Here is an 18,343-nt window from a genome sequence, read left to right as displayed (position 1 = left end):
GCTGGTGTCGTTACAGTGCCTGTGGCGGTCTCAGCCCGGAACAATTTGAAAATAGGGCTGATATCCCCCCACAACGTCAACTGTGGGAGGAAATAAATTAAGCGACGGCGATATGCATGCCGGAAAGCATGTCAGCGCTCACCCCAACCAGCGTAACGCTACTTTCACCATAGCTCAGCAAGGCGTTATCATCCACAAATGATAGATGATTGATATAACTATCATTATCAGCAATATACTGGTTAGCCATAAAGACCAGGCTGTCGCTGGTAGAAAGGTTATAGATAGTATCGTTACCAAAATCGCCATAGAAAAGGAGTGTATTGTCGCTACCGTTAAGATGGATAACGTCATTACTGTAACCCGAGACAATATTGTTATTCACACCCGTAATACTAATATCGCTATCATTTGCTCCCGCATATAGCCAGCTATTGTTGCTGGCAGACGAGATAGTGAAATTGTTCTCAGTATCCGCGTAATAGCTTTCCGCGTAGCTAACCGATCTATTTGAACTTTCTAAGCCATAATCTGTGACTGCCCAGGTGTCATTTTTATTAAAGCTAACGCCAAGAATACTAAAAAGCGTATAATCGGCGTTAACATACTGTATGTCTTCTGCCCGAGTAATATCGCCAGTAGAATATTTAAAATACAATTTACCGTCGACATCATGACTGAACGTGAAATCGGAAATATTACACTCTGTCACATATGTGTTGGTTCCTGTACCACCATAAATAATATTATATCCGCTGTGGTCTTTAAAACTGTCATCCCCACCGCCGCCGCATAGATAATCATTTCCCTGACCACCTTTTAGTAGATCATTGCTTTCTGTACCGATAATAAATGTGGAGCCTGTATGCGATATTGACTTATTAAGATCCGAAACCCAAGTCGTCGCTCTGTTAGCTTCCGTCAGGTTGGAAACAATAATGGTTGAGTTTTGATGGGTAAAATCATATACCTCGGAATTCATGATTCTTAATATACCATCGGTATAGCCGTTGCCCGAATGTGCGGCCCACGATGCCATGTTGGCAATGGAGAAGAAACCACAATCTTTTGTCAGGCCAGCGTAATAATCATTAAAAGAGACAATATTATTGGTACAGGTTTCCAGAGGTGTGTCATGGTTAAAAAAACTGTCGATGCTCAGGCTATGACCATTCAGAACGCGAAACACTGGATCGTTCTCATAACCAATGTTCAGGACATTATCATTGGTCTGGTTCTGTGTCGGAGAGGCAAAAGCGATATAGTTTGAATCCTCGAAAAAACCATTCCACTCACCTTGCGAGGAAAGCGTAGCCATGCTGTTTACCGCCAGACCACCGAGACTATGCCCGGTAATAATGATGTCATTTCCCGTCAGATTGTTTGCTACGGCAAAAGCGGCAACTGCACTCATCAAGTTTTTGTAAGCATTCAGAACATAGTTATCGGCATAGCCGTCAATTAGCGCCGAGAAAATATCACTGGCGGCATCTAACGCGGTATTGATGGTATTATCTAGTGTTGAAGCACCCGCGTAGGTACCAGTTCCCCAGAAGCTGATGCCAATATTTATCAGATTACCCTGTGCATCATATTTACCGAGCACATTACACTCTGCGCTAGATAATAATAATGTCTCACCGTAGAATGCGCCGTAAGGATTGGTACAACCATTATAATTAAGTGTTGAACCATCCAGAACTTTCCAACCGTTCTCCTCGCTATAGGTATAACTTGCGTCCGACGTAGCACCAAAGTTTATACTTTCGATGGTCAACGCATTTTTAATTAGCAATGTGTTTTTTTCGTCTTGATAATCAAATATGGGCATAATAAGACTCTTTTTTATTGAGTTACTGTATAAAATAGGTGTCCAGCAGCATGATTTTATCGCTGCTTATTTCACCCGTTTGTGCGAGCAATCCGAACCATGCTTTTATGATTGCATGTTTTTCTGCGGAGAGCTCAACTCTGGTTTTATATAAGGTTTGTTCTGCGTTTAATAAATCGATGTTCATACGTTGTCCTGCCAGAATACTTTTTTTAGTCGCTTCAACTTGTCGGCTAGCCGCCTCTACCGCCGAGGTAAAAGCCTGAATTCGTGCCGGTGCGTGTAGGCATTTATTCAATGATTTTTTTATTTCGCTTAGTGTCTTTAGACGCTGGGCATCGTTTAGATATAGCACCTGTTCATACCGAGCCGTCGCCTGCCGCGTTGAGGCTGATACACCACCGCCGGCGAAAATGTCCATACTGACACGCAGCCCAATACTGTCCGTGCGGTATTTTTGATGGATGGTGTTGTCATTGCTCGAATCATTTTCTGAATGCATCGCATAAAGCTGTATCCGAGGAAAAGCGCCAGCGCGACTGCTTTCAATTTCATAGCGTTTTTCTTCAACGTTATATCTGGCCGCAAGAATATCGGGATTAAATGCGATGGCTTTCCTTTCCCAGTACTGATAACGCGTCGATGCCAACGGCAGCTGTAGAGGTTTATCGGCAAGCATCGGTAATGTATCGATATTCGATAGATCTACGCCTATGATGGTGGATAACGTAACGTTTGCCGTATCGAGATTATCACGGGCTTCAACCTCATCTGCCATGGCGATGCTCAGGGCAGAGTGGGTTTCTGTGACGTCCGTTATTGCTCTCTCTCCAGACTCAAACTGTCGTTGGGTAAGATCCCGCTGCGTTTCCAGAGCGTGCCGATGCAGGGTGGCTAACTTCAGTTTTTGCTGGGCTTCAGTCAGATCGAGCCAGGCGTTCACCAGGCGGTTTTGCAGGTCCATCAAACTGCTTCGATAGCGTTCATCGGATTGCATTTTTTGCACAATACCAATGCGATAGCGTGCATAGGCTTCGTAATCAAAAAGAGGTTGAACCAGCGTAAGCGTGCCTGAATAGCTGTCGTACTGCTGATGTTGAATAACCTCCGAATGCTGTCCTGAAAGATTTGTTTGCTGGTACTGCTGTCTTTGCCAGTTACGCGGGGCGCGCTGATAGCTCACGCTGATTTTCGGCAATAACCCGGCACGTGCAATGGGTATATATTCTTCGCCTGCCAGCTGTTCTTTGACGGCAGCCAGATAAAGCGGATCGTTATCCAGCGCCTTAAACCAGGCGTGTGCTAACGTCAGAGCGGCTGCAGGCAGCGGCGTAAGCAGAACGAAGACGTAAAAAGCGACTTTTAATTTTCCTGATAGCATGGTTATTCCTCGATGAATGATCGGGATCCACGATCCAAGATGGGTTTTATCAGGTAATTGAGCAGCGAACGTTCGCCGGCTTTGATAAACACATCTACCGGCATGCCGGGCTTAATGTCTTCCTCCTTAAGCATTTTCATACCCTGTGGGGAGACTGCGATCTGAATCTTGTAGTAGGGCTGTTGGGTTGTCGGATCGGTCTGACGATCGGCTGATACCAGCGTAACGAAGGCCGGTACTTTGGGGGTGCGTTGATGGTTGAACGCGGTGAACATCAGCGTGACGGGCATGCCTTCATGCACTTTGTCGATCATGGCAACATCAAGATGCGAGTCGACAATCAATGCTGTCGTCTGTGGAACCAGCTCCATCAACTGTTCGCCTGGGTTAACAACAGCGCCTTCATTGGCGATCGCGAGATTCATCACGATCCCGTCCTGCGGGGCGGCGATCCGGGTCAGCGATAAATCAACGTCCGATAGAGTGAGCTGTTTCTTGCTTTCGCTGATTTGCAGGCGGACCTGATCGAGCTGGGTCTCGATATCTTTACGATTTTCCGCCAGCCGCTGCTGTATAGCTCGCTGCAACTGTCCTATCTGATTCCCCAGTTCCACTATGCGGCTGCGCGTTTCACCGATCTCGCTCGCCATCGAAGCGGACTGCAGTTGAATATCGAGATAACGATTTCTCGGGTAATAACCTTCCGACGTCAGCGGCTTCAAATCCTTTAACTGTTGCTTAAGGAGTGCCAGGCCTTCTTCTTTTTGTTGATAGGCAGCGGCGAGAGATTCGCGTTGGCGCGTTAGCCCGATAATCGTCTGGGCATCGTTTTCCTGTGCATTCTTCAGCGACTCTTGTCTTGCCAACAGCAACTGATTCTGCCTGAATAAAATGGGCTGAATCGCGTCTCTCATGGCATCGTCGCCATCGTGCGTAGGCATCGTGATTAGACTTGAACCCGCCAGTTCTGCCTGGAGGCGACGCTCAGCGATAAGCGCGGTCAAATAATGCTGTCGGGCGGCCGCAAGCTGCGCCAGCGGAGTTCGCTGGCTGAGAAGCACGAGCGTGTCGCCTTTATGAATCAGCTGTCCTTCCTTTACGGCTATTTTTGCAACCACACCGCTGGTTGGTGACTGGATTACTTTGCGGTATCCATCAACCATCACCGTACCGGCGGTTACCACTCCCTTCTCCAGTGGGGCAAAGGTAGCCCACAGCAGGAAGGTTCCCAGGCCACCCAGCAAAACCATCCAGCCCAGGCGGATATATGGCCGCACGTTTACGGCTGGAACCGATTGGACATCGTTATTCAGCACGGGCGGCTCCTCCAGTACAGGTTTGCACTGCGGGTATCGGACTTTTTACAGCGCTGGACAGGCGTGAAATTTGTTGTAATACCTGCGCCGTGGGCCCGTAACACCGTGTTTTTCCGCCGTCAAGAAGCAGAAGATGCGTCGTTAAAGGCAAAATCCCTGGACGGTGTGAAATAATCACCACGCTTTTTTTCTGTCGTCTGAGCTGCCTGATCGTCTGCTGCAAGGCTTTTTCGCCTGAATCGTCAAGGCTGGCGTTAGGCTCATCAAGCACCAGTAAAGCCGGATCGCCATACAGCGCACGTGCCAGTCCAATTCGTTGCTTTTGCCCGCCTGAAAGCGTTGAGCCATGTTCGCCAATCAGAGTGTTATACCCTTCAGGCATATGTAGGATCATGTCGTGAACGCCGGCCATCTCGGCTGCGGCAATCAGCTGCTTCACATCGACTTTGCCAAAACGGGCGATATTTTCAGCTATCGTGCCTGTAAAAAGCGCCGTATCCTGCGGCAGATAGCCGATTACGGGCCTAGAAGATTGTTTCTGCCAGTGAAAGATCTCGGCGCCATCCAGCCTCACTTCTCCTTCTCCGGCAGGCCAGATGCCGCATAGCACCCTTGCCAGACTGGATTTTCCCGATGCGCTGGCACCCATAATTCCAAGTACATCACCAGGACTCACCCGCAGGGAGATCTTTTGCAATATCTGCTGCTGAGGTTTTCCAGGGGGAAAAACCGCAAGATTCTCGACGGTCAACAGGCCTTGTGGTGCGGGTAAACTGATGCCATCTTCTGCAGCAGGATAATAGGTCAGCAGGTGGTTTACGCGTTCCCACGCCATGCACGCCGCTCTATAACCACGCGCTACGCTAATCAATTGCTCAACAGGCGCGAGCGATCTTCCCAGCAATATCGAGCCTGCAATCATCATTCCTGGCGAGATATCACCACGGATCGCCAGCCAGCATCCGAGCCCTAACATGAGTGACTGAAGCGCCATACGGACTGATTTTGTTGTGGTAAACATAAGCGCGGCACGCTCGCTGGCGGCACTCTGACGTTGCAGAAACTGTTGGTGGGTACGCGACCAGCGCGCCTTGACGTTTTCTATCATCCCCAGCGCCCGTATTACCTCTGCATGCTGCAGGGTACTGTTCGCCTGATGGTTCGAAAGTAGTGCGAGGCTGCTGGCTTCGTTCAACAACTGGCGGGTCATTTTCTCGTTGGCAATGGCCAGCGCGAACAATACAAAAGCACCCGTCAGGGAAAAGAAACCGAGCCAGGGGTTGAAAAGAAAAATGACGCCTGTGTATAGGGGAAACCAAATAGAATCAAATACGGCGAACAGCGCCGGACCGGTAACAAACTGACGTAGGGTAGTCAGATCGCTAATCGCCTGACCTGCGTTAGGGCTATGTGAATTCAGATTACTTTCACTCGCAGCAGTATAAAGTATCGGAGAAATAGCATTATCAAACTGATTGCCTAATCTGATAATCACCATGCTACGTACATAATCCATTAGCGCCATCATAGCGAACATACATATTATCAATAGTGTCAGCATCAGAAGCGTGGTGGTATTCCCAGATGGCAACGCCCTATCATAAACCTGTAGCATATAAATTGAAGGAGAAAGCATCAGTATATTTATTACTGATGAGAAAAAAGCAACCGTCGAAAGCAGACGCGTACGCTTTCTAATGAAATCCTTGATAAAATTTATCTCAACTTTCACTTTTTATTACACTTTATTGGTAGTTCGTGGAATTATCCGAAGAATATTGTGGAATATTCTTAAGAAGAAAGTAATGGGGGCTTTTATACCTTTATCCTTTAATGAGTCAAACCGCATCTCCTTTGTGGTTATTTATCAATATATCAATGAGGTGTTTTTTTTACAAGAGGGCGTTTTTGGGTTTTAATAATGACATTCATGTTTCTAAATAAATATATGCGATTTCTTCATCTATAAAAAAATAGTCATTTAGCTATATAAGCTGTTTTTAAGTTTTTTTTTGGATTTATATTCTAAGTCGGTATGTATGATAAAATGGCCTTTAGGGTGCATTAGTTCCGACTGGTGCTGGCATATGGCCTTGAAAGGTTGATCCTTGCTGGTTTTTTTACAGGATAATGTCATATAAAACAATAAATAAGATGTAATAATCATCTGTGGTGGTACACCGAATCTGACCATTTTAGTCGAGGTGCCGTGTTCACTTCATAACGGTTGAAATGACGCAATGAATAGCAAAAATTTCTGTGCGGATTTCAAATATGGAATTTTCTCTATTGGTTATTAAGCACAACCACATCGTCACTGAAGCGGCGAAGACCATCGATACCAGTATTTCCATGATGATGCGTTGGGTAAAAACAGAGAGATGTGCGACGCGGGGGCGATAAGACCTACTCTTTTTACTACAGAAAAGATTGCAATACTTATGAGCTGCCCCCAGGATTAGATACAACCCTCAGCTAGTAATGTCAGTTGGTTTTTCTTCATACTTCCCATTTCGCCAGTCCGCTGCAAATTCAGCTGGAGTCAGGTAATCCAGCGATGAATGTGGACAGCACTCGTTATAATCCTGCAGCCAGTCATTAATCGTTTCCCTGGCGTGAACAATATCGCTGAACCCGCACTCGTTCAGGCACTCATCTCTAAATCGTCCGTTAAAACTCTCAATAAATCCGTTCTGAGTCGGTTTGCCCGGCTGGATAAGCCGTAGTTCCACGCCATGCTCAAAGGCCCATTGATCCAGTGCATGGCAGGTGAATTCCGGTCCCTGATCGGTTCTTATCGTCGCCGGATAGCCACGAAACAGCGCGATATTGTCCAGAATAAGCGTGACCTGTACGCCTGAAATCCCGAATGCGGCGGTCATTGTCAGGCACTCCTTCGTGAAATCATCCACGCAGATCAGGCACTTGATCCTGCGCTCGGTGGCCAGTGCGTCCATAACGAAATCCATCGACCAGGTCAGGTTCGGCGCATCCGGGCGCAGAAGCGGAAACCGTTCGGTCGCCAGCGCTTTACGGCGTCGTCTGCGTTTTACGCTCATTCCGTTGATGTGGTAAATACGGTATACCCGCTTGTGATTGACGTGAAGACCCTCCCGGCGCAGTAGCTGCCAGATGCGCCGGTAACCAAAACGTCTGCGTTCAAGCTCCAGTTCAGTGATACACCCTGATAAATGTGCATCAGCAGATGGACGCGGAGCGTCATAGCGGCAGGTCGACAGGGACAAACCTGTTAGCCGGCAGGCACGACGTTGAGACAGACCGGTCGCATCACACATCAACACGACAGCTTCCCGCTTCTGGTCTGTCGTCAGTACTTTCGCCCAAGAGCCACCTGAAGCGCCTCCTTATCCAGCATAGCTTCGGCAAGCAGCTTCTTGAGTCGGGCGTTATCCTCTTCAAGCGACTTAAGCCGCTTCACCTCTGGGACTTCCATGCCGCCAAACTTCTTGCGCCAGGTGTAGAAGGTGGCGTCTGAAGTAGCGTGCTTGCGGCAGAGTTCCCGGGCAGAAACCCCGGCATCGGCCTCGCAGAGAATACTGATGATCTGTTCGTCGGAAAAACGTTTCTTCATAGGAATGCCCTCACGTTGTTGATGAAGACATTACTAACATCACGGTGTATTAATCAACGGGGAGCAGGTCACTGAATTTGGCCAACCGAGTTGAGGTGTTAGGATCAAGACCATTTGATGTATTTCTGCTCGTGTATGCGTTTTGTTAGTTTGTTAGTTTGTTAGTTTGTTGGTTTGTTGGTTTGTTGTAGGGCTGGGTGTTGCATATTTGTTTATTTTATAAATAAACATTAAACAGTCCATATTTTTTTATTTTTTTCCTTGTTCTTTTTTTCTTTGTTTTTTTGTCTGAAAACCACACGTCCGTTATCACTGCATTTCATCTAAATATAGATATATTAGTTAGTTACATGTAATCATTGTAATGGGGATTGATCGATGGTAACGATCAAACTTATTTATTTTGATCTGTCATAGCTATCAATTGTTGTTTATTGATCGCTATTGCCGATCATTCTTTGGGCGTATATACTCAGTAAACATTGTCAGGATGACTATTTTTACAGGGATTGAAAAATGCTCTAGTACAGAATTATAACCTTTTTTGCATATGTCCTCAGCGGGATAAAGTTAACTATTCTTTTTTTGGATATGGTTTTCCCGTGATAGTGAGCACGCCTTGGTATCTGGAATAGATATACGTTTTGCGTGCTGATTTAGTGCGAGAATTGCTATTTTTTACTGGGGTTTTTTGCGCTGCTATCCAGTTGAGTGATAACTGGAGTGATTATATTTAATTTATAAAAAGGCGGTCTTGAATTTTATTGGTCACGGGGGCGTGACATTATATATATTCCCGGGTTTTATTATCCGGAAAATTTCCTGGAAGTGATTTTTTCTCCGGGAGAGGCATGCCTGTAGCTGTAGTAGGCAAGGGCATATGAAGGTAATAATTAAGTGTTGTCTCTTTCTTAAATTAAGGACTTTTTAATGAAACTGAATAAAATTATCGTTGCTGCTGGTGCAGCTATGGCTTTATGTGTAGGTGTTGCGCACGCTGGTGATGCTTCAACGATTACTGAGACTGGCGGTACCATTCACTTTAAAGGTAAGCTTACTTCTGCTCCTTGCTCAGTTAGCACCGACTCGGATGGTCAGACTGTCGAACTTGGCGAGTACACTACCCATCATTTTAATGCCTCTGGTATCAAAGGCACAGAAAAACCGTTCCAGATCAAACTGGAAGACTGTGATGTTACAACATATACCACCGCTGCGGTTGCATTCTCTGGTCGCCAAGATGCTGATAACGAAAGCCTTTTGGCTGTCGATTCGGGGCTTTCTGGTGACCAGTCGGCTACCGCTACCGGTGTCGGTATTCAGATCCTCGATGGAAAATCCCAGGTTGTAAAACCAGATGGTAGCTCCTTCTCCACAGAACAAACGCTGAATGATGGTGAAAACATCCTGAACTTTGCTGCTCAGTACGTATCTACTGCCGCCGCAACCGCAGGTGAAGCGAATGCTGATGCCACTTTCATCATGCAGTATAACTAAGCCTGCATAGCATATTGAAAATCTTGGTCAGTAGATCTTGCTGACCAAGATTCTGATGACGGGATCCGTTGTGAATGAAATTTCTATGCACTGTTCTGGTATCTGTTTTCCTTATTTTTTCCTGTATAGCGTCAAGTGTATTTGCCCGTGACGTTCGGGAAGTGGTTATCGGGGGAATTGTGCATATGAACGGAAGGCTGGCCGAAGGAGGCTGTGCCGTGGTGGCTGATAGTCAGGATATGCATGTCGATATGGGGCAGTATACCACGCATTCATTCGGCCGAACTGGCGCATTATCCGTGCTGAGTGTCCCTTTCACCATCCGGTTGACTGATTGTGCTCCAGAGGTAGCAGACCACGTGGGTCTAACATTTTCCGGGATATCTGCACCCAAAGCTCCTGACTTATTTTTAGTAACATCGGCAGACGGCAGTCCCGTCGGAGTTTCCGGGGCTCATGGTTTCAGTGGCCTGGGGCTGATGATATCTGATCCAGAAGGCCATCAGGTTATTCCCGGGCAGCTCCCGGCTGTATTTTATCACATCGACGGTAGTGAAGTGGCTTTGCGTTATATAGCTCGTTACCGGGCAACGTCTCGCTATGTTTATCCGGGGCCACTGAGCAGTGATGTCCGGTTTGATATTTCATATCCCTGATATTGTCCAGAAAAGGCATCCCATGTTTTCAAAGAAAAAGTTATTTATTTCATTAGCGTTTCTGACTTCCTCACTGTTTTCATTCTCCTATGCAGGGGGGATTGCACCGGGAGCAACTCGGGTGATCTACCCGGAAGCTGACAGCCAGGCATCGTTATCAATTACCAACAGTGACGGACATCAGCGTTATCTTATCCAGGCATGGGTCAGCGATGACCATGATAATCGGCTCCGGGATTTTATTGTCACCCCTCCATTATTCGCTGCGGCGCCAAAAAGTGAAAATACCTTGCGGATCGTTTATACCGGCAAGCCGCTTCCTGCCGATCGAGAAGTGGCCTTTTGGATGAATGTGAAAGCCATTCCGGCTGTTAACAAAGAGTCCCTGAAAGGCCAGAACGTGCTCCAACTAGCAGTTTTGTCTCGGATGAAACTGTTTATGCGCCCTGCGGGATTAACAATGAGTGAAATGGAGTCGGCAAAACACCTGCGATTTCGCTTAAACGAAAAACAGTTGACGGTATTTAACCCGACTCCGTACTACCAGTCGCTGGTTAACCTTTATGTTGGTAATAAGAAGGTGGAAAACGGCATGGTTTCGCCCTTTGCTCAACTGAGCCTGCCCCTACCAGCAGGGAGCGCAGGTCAGATCCGTTACCAAACTGTCAATGATTACGGGGCTGTATCATCGCAGCAAACTGGCATTATGCAGTAATCAGTTTGTGTCCCGATTTATGCCAATGAGGCCGTTTAAAACGGATAGTTAATGAATCATTCAAAACGGACAGTAGGGAGATCTCACTCTCACTATACGATTGTTGCTCTTTGTGTCTCTGTGGCAGTGACCGGTAACGTCTGGGCTGGCGACTGGTTTAACCCGGCGTTCCTGGCAAAGGATGGTAATGAGGTTGCCGATTTATCCCGCTTTGAAAATGGGGCGGGACAAATGCCAGGCATGTATCGGGTAGATATCTGGTTGAATGATGAGTTTGTGACAACCAGCAATGTGCGCTTCGAACCAGCAAAGAATGGTGCAAAAAGAAGCATGCAGGCACAAACTGAAAAGGAGGATACTCCTGCGCTTGATGATACGGGCTTGTTACCCTGTGTGAGCCTGAAATGGCTGAAACGCCTCGGGATAAATACCTACTCTGTCCCTGAGCTGAAAGATGTACCGGATGAAAATGAGTGTGTGGATTTTATCCGTCTTTTCCCCGGTGCCAGTTCTTACTATGACTTTCCTTCACAGCGCCTGATGCTGACTTTTCCACAGGCCTCCATTATGAACGGAGTCCGTGGCTATATCCCGCCGGAGGAATGGGATCAGGGTATCAATGCCGGGCTGGTCAATTATACGCTGACTGGCAGTAACGGAAAGGAGAGTAATAGCTACTACCTGAATCTGACCAGTGGCTTGAATTTGGGGGCTTGGCGCCTAAGAAACAATGGTGCCTGGAGTTACTATGATACGTCTAGTGGGTACCGCCGCCAGCAGTGGCAGAATATTTCGACCTATGCTGAGCGGAGCGTTATTCCACTGAAAAGTGAAATGGTAATGGGTGACAGCAGCAGTTCCAGCGATGTTTTTGACAGTCTGGGGTTTCGTGGTGTGAGGCTTTATACCTCTGACCCGATGTACCCTGATAGCCAGCAGGGTTATGCCCCCACAGTTCGGGGGATTGCGTCCGGTCGTTCAAAGGTGACAGTACGTCAAAATGGATATGTTATTTACCAGAATACCGTGCAGGCTGGGGCATTTGCGATCAATGACCTAAACCCGACATCATCAAGTGGCGACCTTGACGTCACGGTGGAAAGTGATTCCGGGAATATCCAGCGATACACGGTACCGTATTCTACCGTGCCGTTGCTACAGCGTGAGGGGCGATTGAAATATGATTTGGTCGCCGGACGTTATCGCAGTGGACTGTCGGGTAAAGGTGCGCCAGCGTTTGTGCAGGGTACGTTGGCATGGGGATTGGGTAATGGGATCACTCTGTACGGTGGCACTCAGCAGGCCCGGCACTATATGTCTGCTGCGATGGGCCTTGGGCGGAATATGGGCACCTGGGGCGCGGTATCGGCGGACGTCACTGCGGCACGCAGTGAGCTGGTCGACGGGAATACCTATAACGGGCAGTCCATTCGTTTTCTTTACGCCAAATCGCTGAATCAGTACGGCACGACCTTCCAGTTACTTGGCTACCGTTATTCCACGAAGGGATTTTACACGTTGGATGAGGTGGCATGGGATGCGATGAATGGCTACCAATACGAATGGAAGGATGAGGAGGATGGGCATGGAATGCACTATGTGCCGGTTAGCTACCATAATCTGCGCAACAGTAAAAAAGGGCGCTTCCAGGCAAGCATTTCCCAGCAATTGGATGATATAGGCTCCCTGAACGTGTCAGCCAACCATCAAGACTACTGGAACACGACAGGGAGCGACATGTGGTACCAGGTTGGGTTCTCTAGTGGGTGGAGGGGGATTAACTATAACCTGTCGTGGTCGGTAAGCCGGAGTACGGGAATGCCAACGGCCAACCGGTTGATAAGCTTTAATGTCTCTGTTCCGTTTGGCCGCTGGCTGGGCCACAACATGCCGGAGCACAGGGGGCTGAACAGCATGTATGCCACCAGTCAAGCGAGCAGGAATCAGGATGGCCTCACCCAGATACAGACCGGTGTCAGTGGAACGCTTCTGGCAGGAAATAACCTGAGCTATAGCGTCATGCAGGGACATAACAGTAGCACGGGAAATAGTGGCACCCTTAATGTCGGCTGGCAGGGTAATGTGGCGAAAGCGAGTGCGGGATACAGTTACAGCCGCAATGACCATGCCTACAACTGGGACCTTGCCGGTGGGATAGTGGCCCACGCCGATGGCATAACATTTAGCCAACCTTTGGGTGACACAAATGTGCTTATCAAGGCGCCGGGAGCCAAGGGTGTAAATGTAGAGAACTCAACAGGACTCAGTACAGACTGGCGGGGGTATGCGGTGATGCCTTATGCGACGGTTTACCGCCGTAACCGTATCGCGTTAGATGTGAAAAGTTTAGATATGCACACCGACCTGGAAGAGAACGTTCGGAATGTGGTGCCGACGGAGGGAGCGCTGGTGCGGGCAGAGTATAAGACTCACGTGGGCCTGCGGGCGCTATTCACGCTGACACACAATCATCGCCCGGTACCATTTGGTACCATCGTGACGGAGAAGGCGTCTGGTGCGACAGGGATAGTCGGTGAAACGGGAGATGTTTATCTCACGGGCGTGCCGATGAACGGGGAGCTGGAAATGGTGTGGGGTAACCGTGCAGCGGATAAATGCAATGTGATGTATACACTGCCAACTGGTAGCGAACAGTTGCCGGTGGTTCAGAAGGCTCTGCACTGTAATGATGCCCAGTAATTTGATGGCTGGAGGGGTACTGCCTAGGCTAAATATTTTATCAATATAGCAATTGTTCTCGGTGTAATAATTGAGTGGGGCTCAGATATGAACAGGGTATCTAGATTTGTTATACCTTTTTTTGTTTATGCAATAACTATTAATGCTCAAGCGGGGGCTTGCCTCGCTACAGATGGTTCGACTGTTGTTGGTAATATTGATGTGAGTTCTATTGTTAGTAAACCTGAGGACAATGTTGCTGGACATACTGTTGTGTTTAGCGATGTTTCTGCGGATGTCCAGCATAAGGCCACTGTGTGTGAATGTACTGCCCAGGAAAACCCATCATATAGTGTATGGGATTGGGCTCAGTATGAAATTCCGACAGAGTCGGTTGACGGTAAGGTCTATGCAAAGGTAAATGAGTATTTGGACATTGCGATGTCTCAAACTATTGATTCGATAAAAGTGGATATCCCTTATCATGATAAACAACATAAATCTTTGACTAATGTATGTGAAGATTCAGGGATATCAGGTGGGAGTGCTTCAGAAATTACAGCCAGAATACGTAAACCTTTTGTCGGGCGTGTTGATTTTAATCATGTGCTTGTCTACACGAAAGGGACTAACTCTACTCAGGGGGAGGCGACAAGAACTCCTGAAATTCAGTATTATTTGTCTGGGAGCGTCGTTGTCCAGCAGTCATGTGAGTTTTCCCCAAATAAAGTAATCACATTTGATTTTGGTAATATTAGTGCATCTTCTTTCTCTCAAGCTGGCGCTGGCAATAAACCAGATGGTGTTAATGTGCAGACCCAATATGTCTTCATGAAATGTAAGAATATTGACGCAGGTGCATTAATGAGCCTGCGCCTGGAAGCGGAGAAATCTAGTGGAGATGCTATTGTATCGGATAATGAGGATATCGGTTTTATTATTGCTGAAGGGAATGATCGTACACAGTTTAAACCAAACGACCCAACAGATACTCATAAATTTCAATTGGATGATAATTCCGCTTACTCTTTTCCTCTTTCGGTTTGGCCCATCAGCATAACTGGTAATAAGCCAGCAGAAGGTACATTTACGGCAGAAGGTTATATTCGCGTGGATTTTGACTGATTATATGAGGAGATGGCAGTGACTGAGAAAGAAGGTAGTAAGCCAAGAGTATGCCATATCCTTTATTCCTTGTTTATGGTATGCATGCTGGCTTATATGAACATGTCTGCAGCTATGGCTGATGTTCTTGGAGAGATAAACATTCGCATGACAGGTACGGTGGTGGCTGTGGGATGTACTGTTGATCCTGGTGATATTGGCAAATCGGTAAACCTTGGTGAGTGGGCAACAAAGCAGTTAAAGAGAGCGGGAAATTCGACACGACCAGTAGCATTCAGCATCCACCTGACTAATTGTACAGCCAGTGGTGTCTCCTTGGCCTTTACTGGGGAAAAGGATAAAAAGGATAATAGCCTGTTGGCGCTGAATGACGATGGTGAAAATGCAGCTCATGGCGTGGCTATTCAGATAATGGACAGTCAGCAAATCCGTATTCCTCTGGGGGATAATGCTTCCCATGCAGTGGTGGATAAAAACGGGAACGTGATACTGAATTTTTATGCCAATTATGTTGCTACTGCAGATGACGGGGGGACTGCAGGTGTTGCGGATGCTGACTCTGTATTTACCCTAGCTTATGACTGATGTTCTGCCATTAGGCCGAACTTTACAGGGATGATAAGGTGATATACCCACGTTTAACAGAAGCTGAGCTGAATAAAATAATTAGGAGAATGGTGACGGGACTGCTGTGCCTGTGGCTTTGTATCCTGATGCATATCTCGTTTTTCAATGTCGGTAGCAATGACGGTGTTTACCTGCCACAAAATATGCTGGCTTGGTGTGTCGCTACTGTCGTGATTGCGCTGGTTGCTGGGTTGATGCCTTGTCGTCAGTTCCATATGACGACAACAAGCTGGTTGCTTGTTATGGGTGTAGTACTACTTACGCTTCCTGTACTCTGGAGTCCGGAGTATGACTGGCGATGGCTGGCCATGCCCCGACTGGTTGGTTTATGGGGTGGAGTTGCCTTTTATATTGCATTACTGCAGTGCGACTTCTCTGAACGCCAGAAAAATACCCTTCTCTGGAGTCTCACGTTGGCAGCGTTGTGGGAGGCGGGAAATGTCTGGGCTGGTTTGTTCTTCCCTTCATTGCTCAGTGAGACTGCGCAACGGTTTATCGCAGTACATGGGCGGATGGCGCTGGGGACTTTCCAGCAAGTAAATGTGACTGCCAGCTTTCTGGCCACTGGTTTTGCGTTTTTTATCGCGCTGTTTGCTACCAGGACTGTGATACCACTGAAGCCACATGGCCGTTATGAATCGTGGCTTAAGGGGGGGTACCTCCTGGTGGGGCTATTTTTTATCCCCGGTACCCTGATCTTGATGAAATCACGCATAGGCTGGCTTGGTGGAATGATTGTGTATCTTGTTGCGGTCGTGTTGACACTTACCCGGATGCAACGCTTGTCGGGAATTCAATGGCGACAGGTTTTGATGCTAATTTTCGTACCTCTGGCAGGAGTGGGGGCGGGTATTTATCTGCTGGACTGTTCAGTGATGCGGGCAGCTGCACATTCTGGTTCAAATTACCAGCGCTGGTTGACGCTGAAAACGACCTGGGAAATGATACGTCTGCATCCTTGGCAAGGGTGGGGACTGGGGAGTTTTCGTATGCAGTTCCAGCATTACATGGCTTCGCGCTCTTCGCCTAACCTGTCACTGGAACTGATGGGACATCCTCATAATGAGGTGTTTTATACCTGGGTGGAGGGGGGCGTGATTGCACTAGCGGGAATTGTAATATTGGCATGGGCAGGTATCCGCCTGCTCATCCTGAATAGGACATATTCACGGTTGATGACGGGGGTGGCACTCGTACCTATTGCCTTGCATACACAAGTGGAGTTTCCCTTGTATTACTCCGTGGCACATGTTCTGACATTGCTGCTAATTATGAGGAATCTGGATGTGCAGGTTTGTTCCCTTCGAACTCAAAGGGGGACTTCCGCTAAGCGTGACGTAGCGTTTAACGGTGCGCGGATAGCTGTCGTGGCAGGTTGTATATGGGGATTATTTACCCTGTTTGGAAGTTTGCGGGCCAGCTTTATATTAAGCCACTATGAAGACCAAACGCTACCAGACATCGGTGTGATAAAGCATCTGAATGTCTCTTGGTTGCTACATTCGCGTTATGAGTATGACCTTCTGACCGAAGGGATGCTGGAGTACAGTGTCCGAGGTGATAAAGGGCTTCTGGTTGGTTTTCTGCGCGATAATGCTCAATGGTTGGCGACTCATACGGAACCAGATAGCTACGCCAATCAGATTGATGTCTTGCATTATTTACTCAGAAATGAGGAGGCCTGTACCTATTCAATTGAAGCTAATAAACTTTTCCCTTGGGATAAAAGATTTTCTAGAAAATGCTTATTATCAGGTATCAAGTGAATGGTGTGTGGCTATTTCGCTGGCAGGGCTAATCGCTGTAGTGGATTTTTATGGTCAGAAAGTTCGGTTGATCTCTGCTCTTGTTCTGGTCATAGGCTTGGCTCATCTTGGGGTACTGTAATATAACTATATAGAAGTTATATTAGATGGCTGTTTTTTTGCATTGAATATGATAATTTTGTTAAACTATAGGAATTACATGCTTACAACCATCAACATTAAAAACGGAACTATCGAAGTTATATCGGATGATGTATTTGCTTTAAATGGTTTCGTTTCCTTTATGGAAAATGAAGCTCCTATTATTTACGCTAATGATAAAGTTGGTTTTTTTATTGTTACTCAAAGAGAGCTTATGAAAGCTTATGCGTTTTTAGATAAGGAAAAGTTTTTTTTCAAGAGAAATAATATCATTTTTTTTATCTGCCATGACTCCCTATGGAAAATCATCGATGGAGTTGATAATGGGCGCTTTAACTTCTTATCGGTAAATTCTAGTCTTGATATTATGTATAATACATTGAAGACGAAGTTAGGAAAGCTCGGATTTCAGGGTGAGGATGTGAATACTCATAAAAGGTTAACTTTTTGTCAATCGCGATTACTGTATTTTTATTTGAAAGGATACTCGCCCCATATAATCTCAGATGTTCTTGGTGTGAGTGAAAAAACGATTAGTTCTCACAAAAGAGCTATTATGAAAAAATACGGAATTTCAAGCACAATGGAGCTACTCATGAAATTTAATTTCATTAAACGCATTGGCTTATAGTATATTAACGATTGATGTTGTTTGAAAATGTTTCCGCTAATTTCTTCAATTAGTTAGCCTTTTAACTTTCGTGCATCCTTGATTTGCTCGTATTAAGTGTTGAATGGGGTTAAGTGTTTTTTATGATTTGGTTAAAGATGCCCTGGTCTAAAAAGCTGACATTATCCCGTCGATATTACTGAACACATTATCCCGTCGATATTACTGAACAGTGCATTCACTGGTATCGGGCATATTCTCTGAGTCTGCGAAATTTGGAGAAGATGCTGCGAAAAGCGGGGTGCTGCCTTAGATTATCTGCGGATAATGTTGTGATGCCAAGGTTAGATTTACTGAGCCGTTCAGTATGAATATTCCGGAGGAATAGAAAAAGGAACGGGGCCTGC

Annotated in this window: 13 protein-coding genes; 8 read left to right on the top strand and 5 right to left on the bottom strand. The window is 46.7% G+C overall.

What is annotated here, in order from left to right; genetic code table 11:
- Positions 1 to 97 precede the first annotated feature (97 nt).
- The 5 genes from ABFX35_RS12175 to ABFX35_RS12155 form a co-directional block, all read right to left on the bottom strand.
- Positions 98 to 1,831 (bottom strand): polyurethane esterase, encoded by a 1,734-nt coding sequence (locus ABFX35_RS12175; protein WP_346081304.1) that lies wholly within the window; start codon positions 1,829 to 1,831, stop codon positions 98 to 100.
- A 22-nt stretch (positions 1,832 to 1,853) separates the two neighbouring features.
- Positions 1,854 to 3,212, bottom strand: coding sequence for a TolC family outer membrane protein (locus ABFX35_RS12170; protein ID WP_346081302.1), 1,359 nt, complete (start codon positions 3,210 to 3,212; stop codon positions 1,854 to 1,856).
- Positions 3,213 to 3,214: 2 nt separating this feature from the next.
- Positions 3,215 to 4,528: an HlyD family type I secretion periplasmic adaptor subunit gene (locus ABFX35_RS12165; RefSeq protein ID WP_346081300.1), complete on the bottom strand. Its 1,314-nt coding sequence runs from the start codon at positions 4,526 to 4,528 to the stop codon at positions 3,215 to 3,217.
- Positions 4,518 to 6,260: a type I secretion system permease/ATPase gene (locus ABFX35_RS12160; protein ID WP_346081298.1), complete on the bottom strand. Its 1,743-nt coding sequence runs from the start codon at positions 6,258 to 6,260 to the stop codon at positions 4,518 to 4,520. Before ABFX35_RS12160 ends, ABFX35_RS12165 begins: the two co-directional genes overlap by 11 nt.
- 739 nt (positions 6,261 to 6,999) lie before the next feature.
- Positions 7,000 to 8,120, bottom strand: a protein-coding gene (locus ABFX35_RS12155) for an IS3 family transposase (protein WP_346081296.1) whose coding sequence is annotated in 2 segments (ribosomal slippage) — positions 7,000 to 7,862 and positions 7,862 to 8,120 — 1,122 coding nt in all. Because the reading frame shifts where the segments join, the coding sequence is not laid out codon by codon here.
- A gap of 930 nt (positions 8,121 to 9,050) precedes the next feature.
- On the opposite strand from ABFX35_RS12155, the gene fimA reads away from it, so the two are divergent.
- The 8 genes from fimA (at position 9,051) to ABFX35_RS12115 (ending at position 17,957) form a co-directional block, all read left to right on the top strand.
- Entirely contained in the window at positions 9,051 to 9,617 is a 567-nt protein-coding gene (gene fimA / locus ABFX35_RS12150) for a type 1 fimbrial major subunit FimA (protein WP_346081294.1), read from the top strand.
- A 74-nt stretch (positions 9,618 to 9,691) separates the two neighbouring features.
- Positions 9,692 to 10,273 (top strand): fimbrial protein, encoded by a 582-nt coding sequence (locus tag ABFX35_RS12145; RefSeq protein ID WP_346081292.1) that lies wholly within the window; start codon positions 9,692 to 9,694, stop codon positions 10,271 to 10,273.
- Between the two features lie 22 nt (positions 10,274 to 10,295).
- Positions 10,296 to 10,988, top strand: coding sequence for a fimbria/pilus periplasmic chaperone (locus ABFX35_RS12140; protein ID WP_428832193.1), 693 nt, complete (start codon positions 10,296 to 10,298; stop codon positions 10,986 to 10,988).
- A 51-nt stretch (positions 10,989 to 11,039) separates the two neighbouring features.
- Positions 11,040 to 13,688, top strand: a complete 2,649-nt coding sequence (gene fimD / locus ABFX35_RS12135) for an outer membrane usher protein FimD (RefSeq protein WP_346081289.1) — start codon at positions 11,040 to 11,042, stop codon at positions 13,686 to 13,688.
- An 87-nt stretch (positions 13,689 to 13,775) separates the two neighbouring features.
- Positions 13,776 to 14,792 carry a fimbrial protein gene (locus ABFX35_RS12130; protein WP_346081287.1) on the top strand — a complete coding sequence of 339 codons (1,017 nt, stop codon included), beginning with the start codon at positions 13,776 to 13,778 and terminating at the stop codon, positions 14,790 to 14,792.
- 18 nt (positions 14,793 to 14,810) lie between these two features.
- The gene (gene sfmF / locus ABFX35_RS12125; RefSeq protein ID WP_346081285.1) at positions 14,811 to 15,377 is read left to right on the top strand and encodes a fimbria assembly protein; all 567 of its coding nucleotides are present in this window, start codon (positions 14,811 to 14,813) and stop codon (positions 15,375 to 15,377) included.
- An 89-nt stretch (positions 15,378 to 15,466) separates the two neighbouring features.
- Positions 15,467 to 17,185 (top strand): PglL family O-oligosaccharyltransferase, encoded by a 1,719-nt coding sequence (locus ABFX35_RS12120; RefSeq protein ID WP_346081283.1) that lies wholly within the window; start codon positions 15,467 to 15,469, stop codon positions 17,183 to 17,185.
- Between the two features lie 199 nt (positions 17,186 to 17,384).
- Entirely contained in the window at positions 17,385 to 17,957 is a 573-nt protein-coding gene (locus ABFX35_RS12115) for a helix-turn-helix transcriptional regulator (protein WP_346081281.1), read from the top strand.
- Positions 17,958 to 18,343: the final 386 nt, after the last annotated feature.

Origin of the sequence: Gibbsiella dentisursi, assembly GCF_039539505.1 — a bacterium.
Taxonomy (GTDB): Bacteria; Pseudomonadota; Gammaproteobacteria; order Enterobacterales; family Enterobacteriaceae; genus Gibbsiella; species Gibbsiella quercinecans.
The sequence above is the reverse complement of the archived record's forward strand: the minus strand, read 5'-3'. Positions and strand labels throughout refer to the sequence as shown.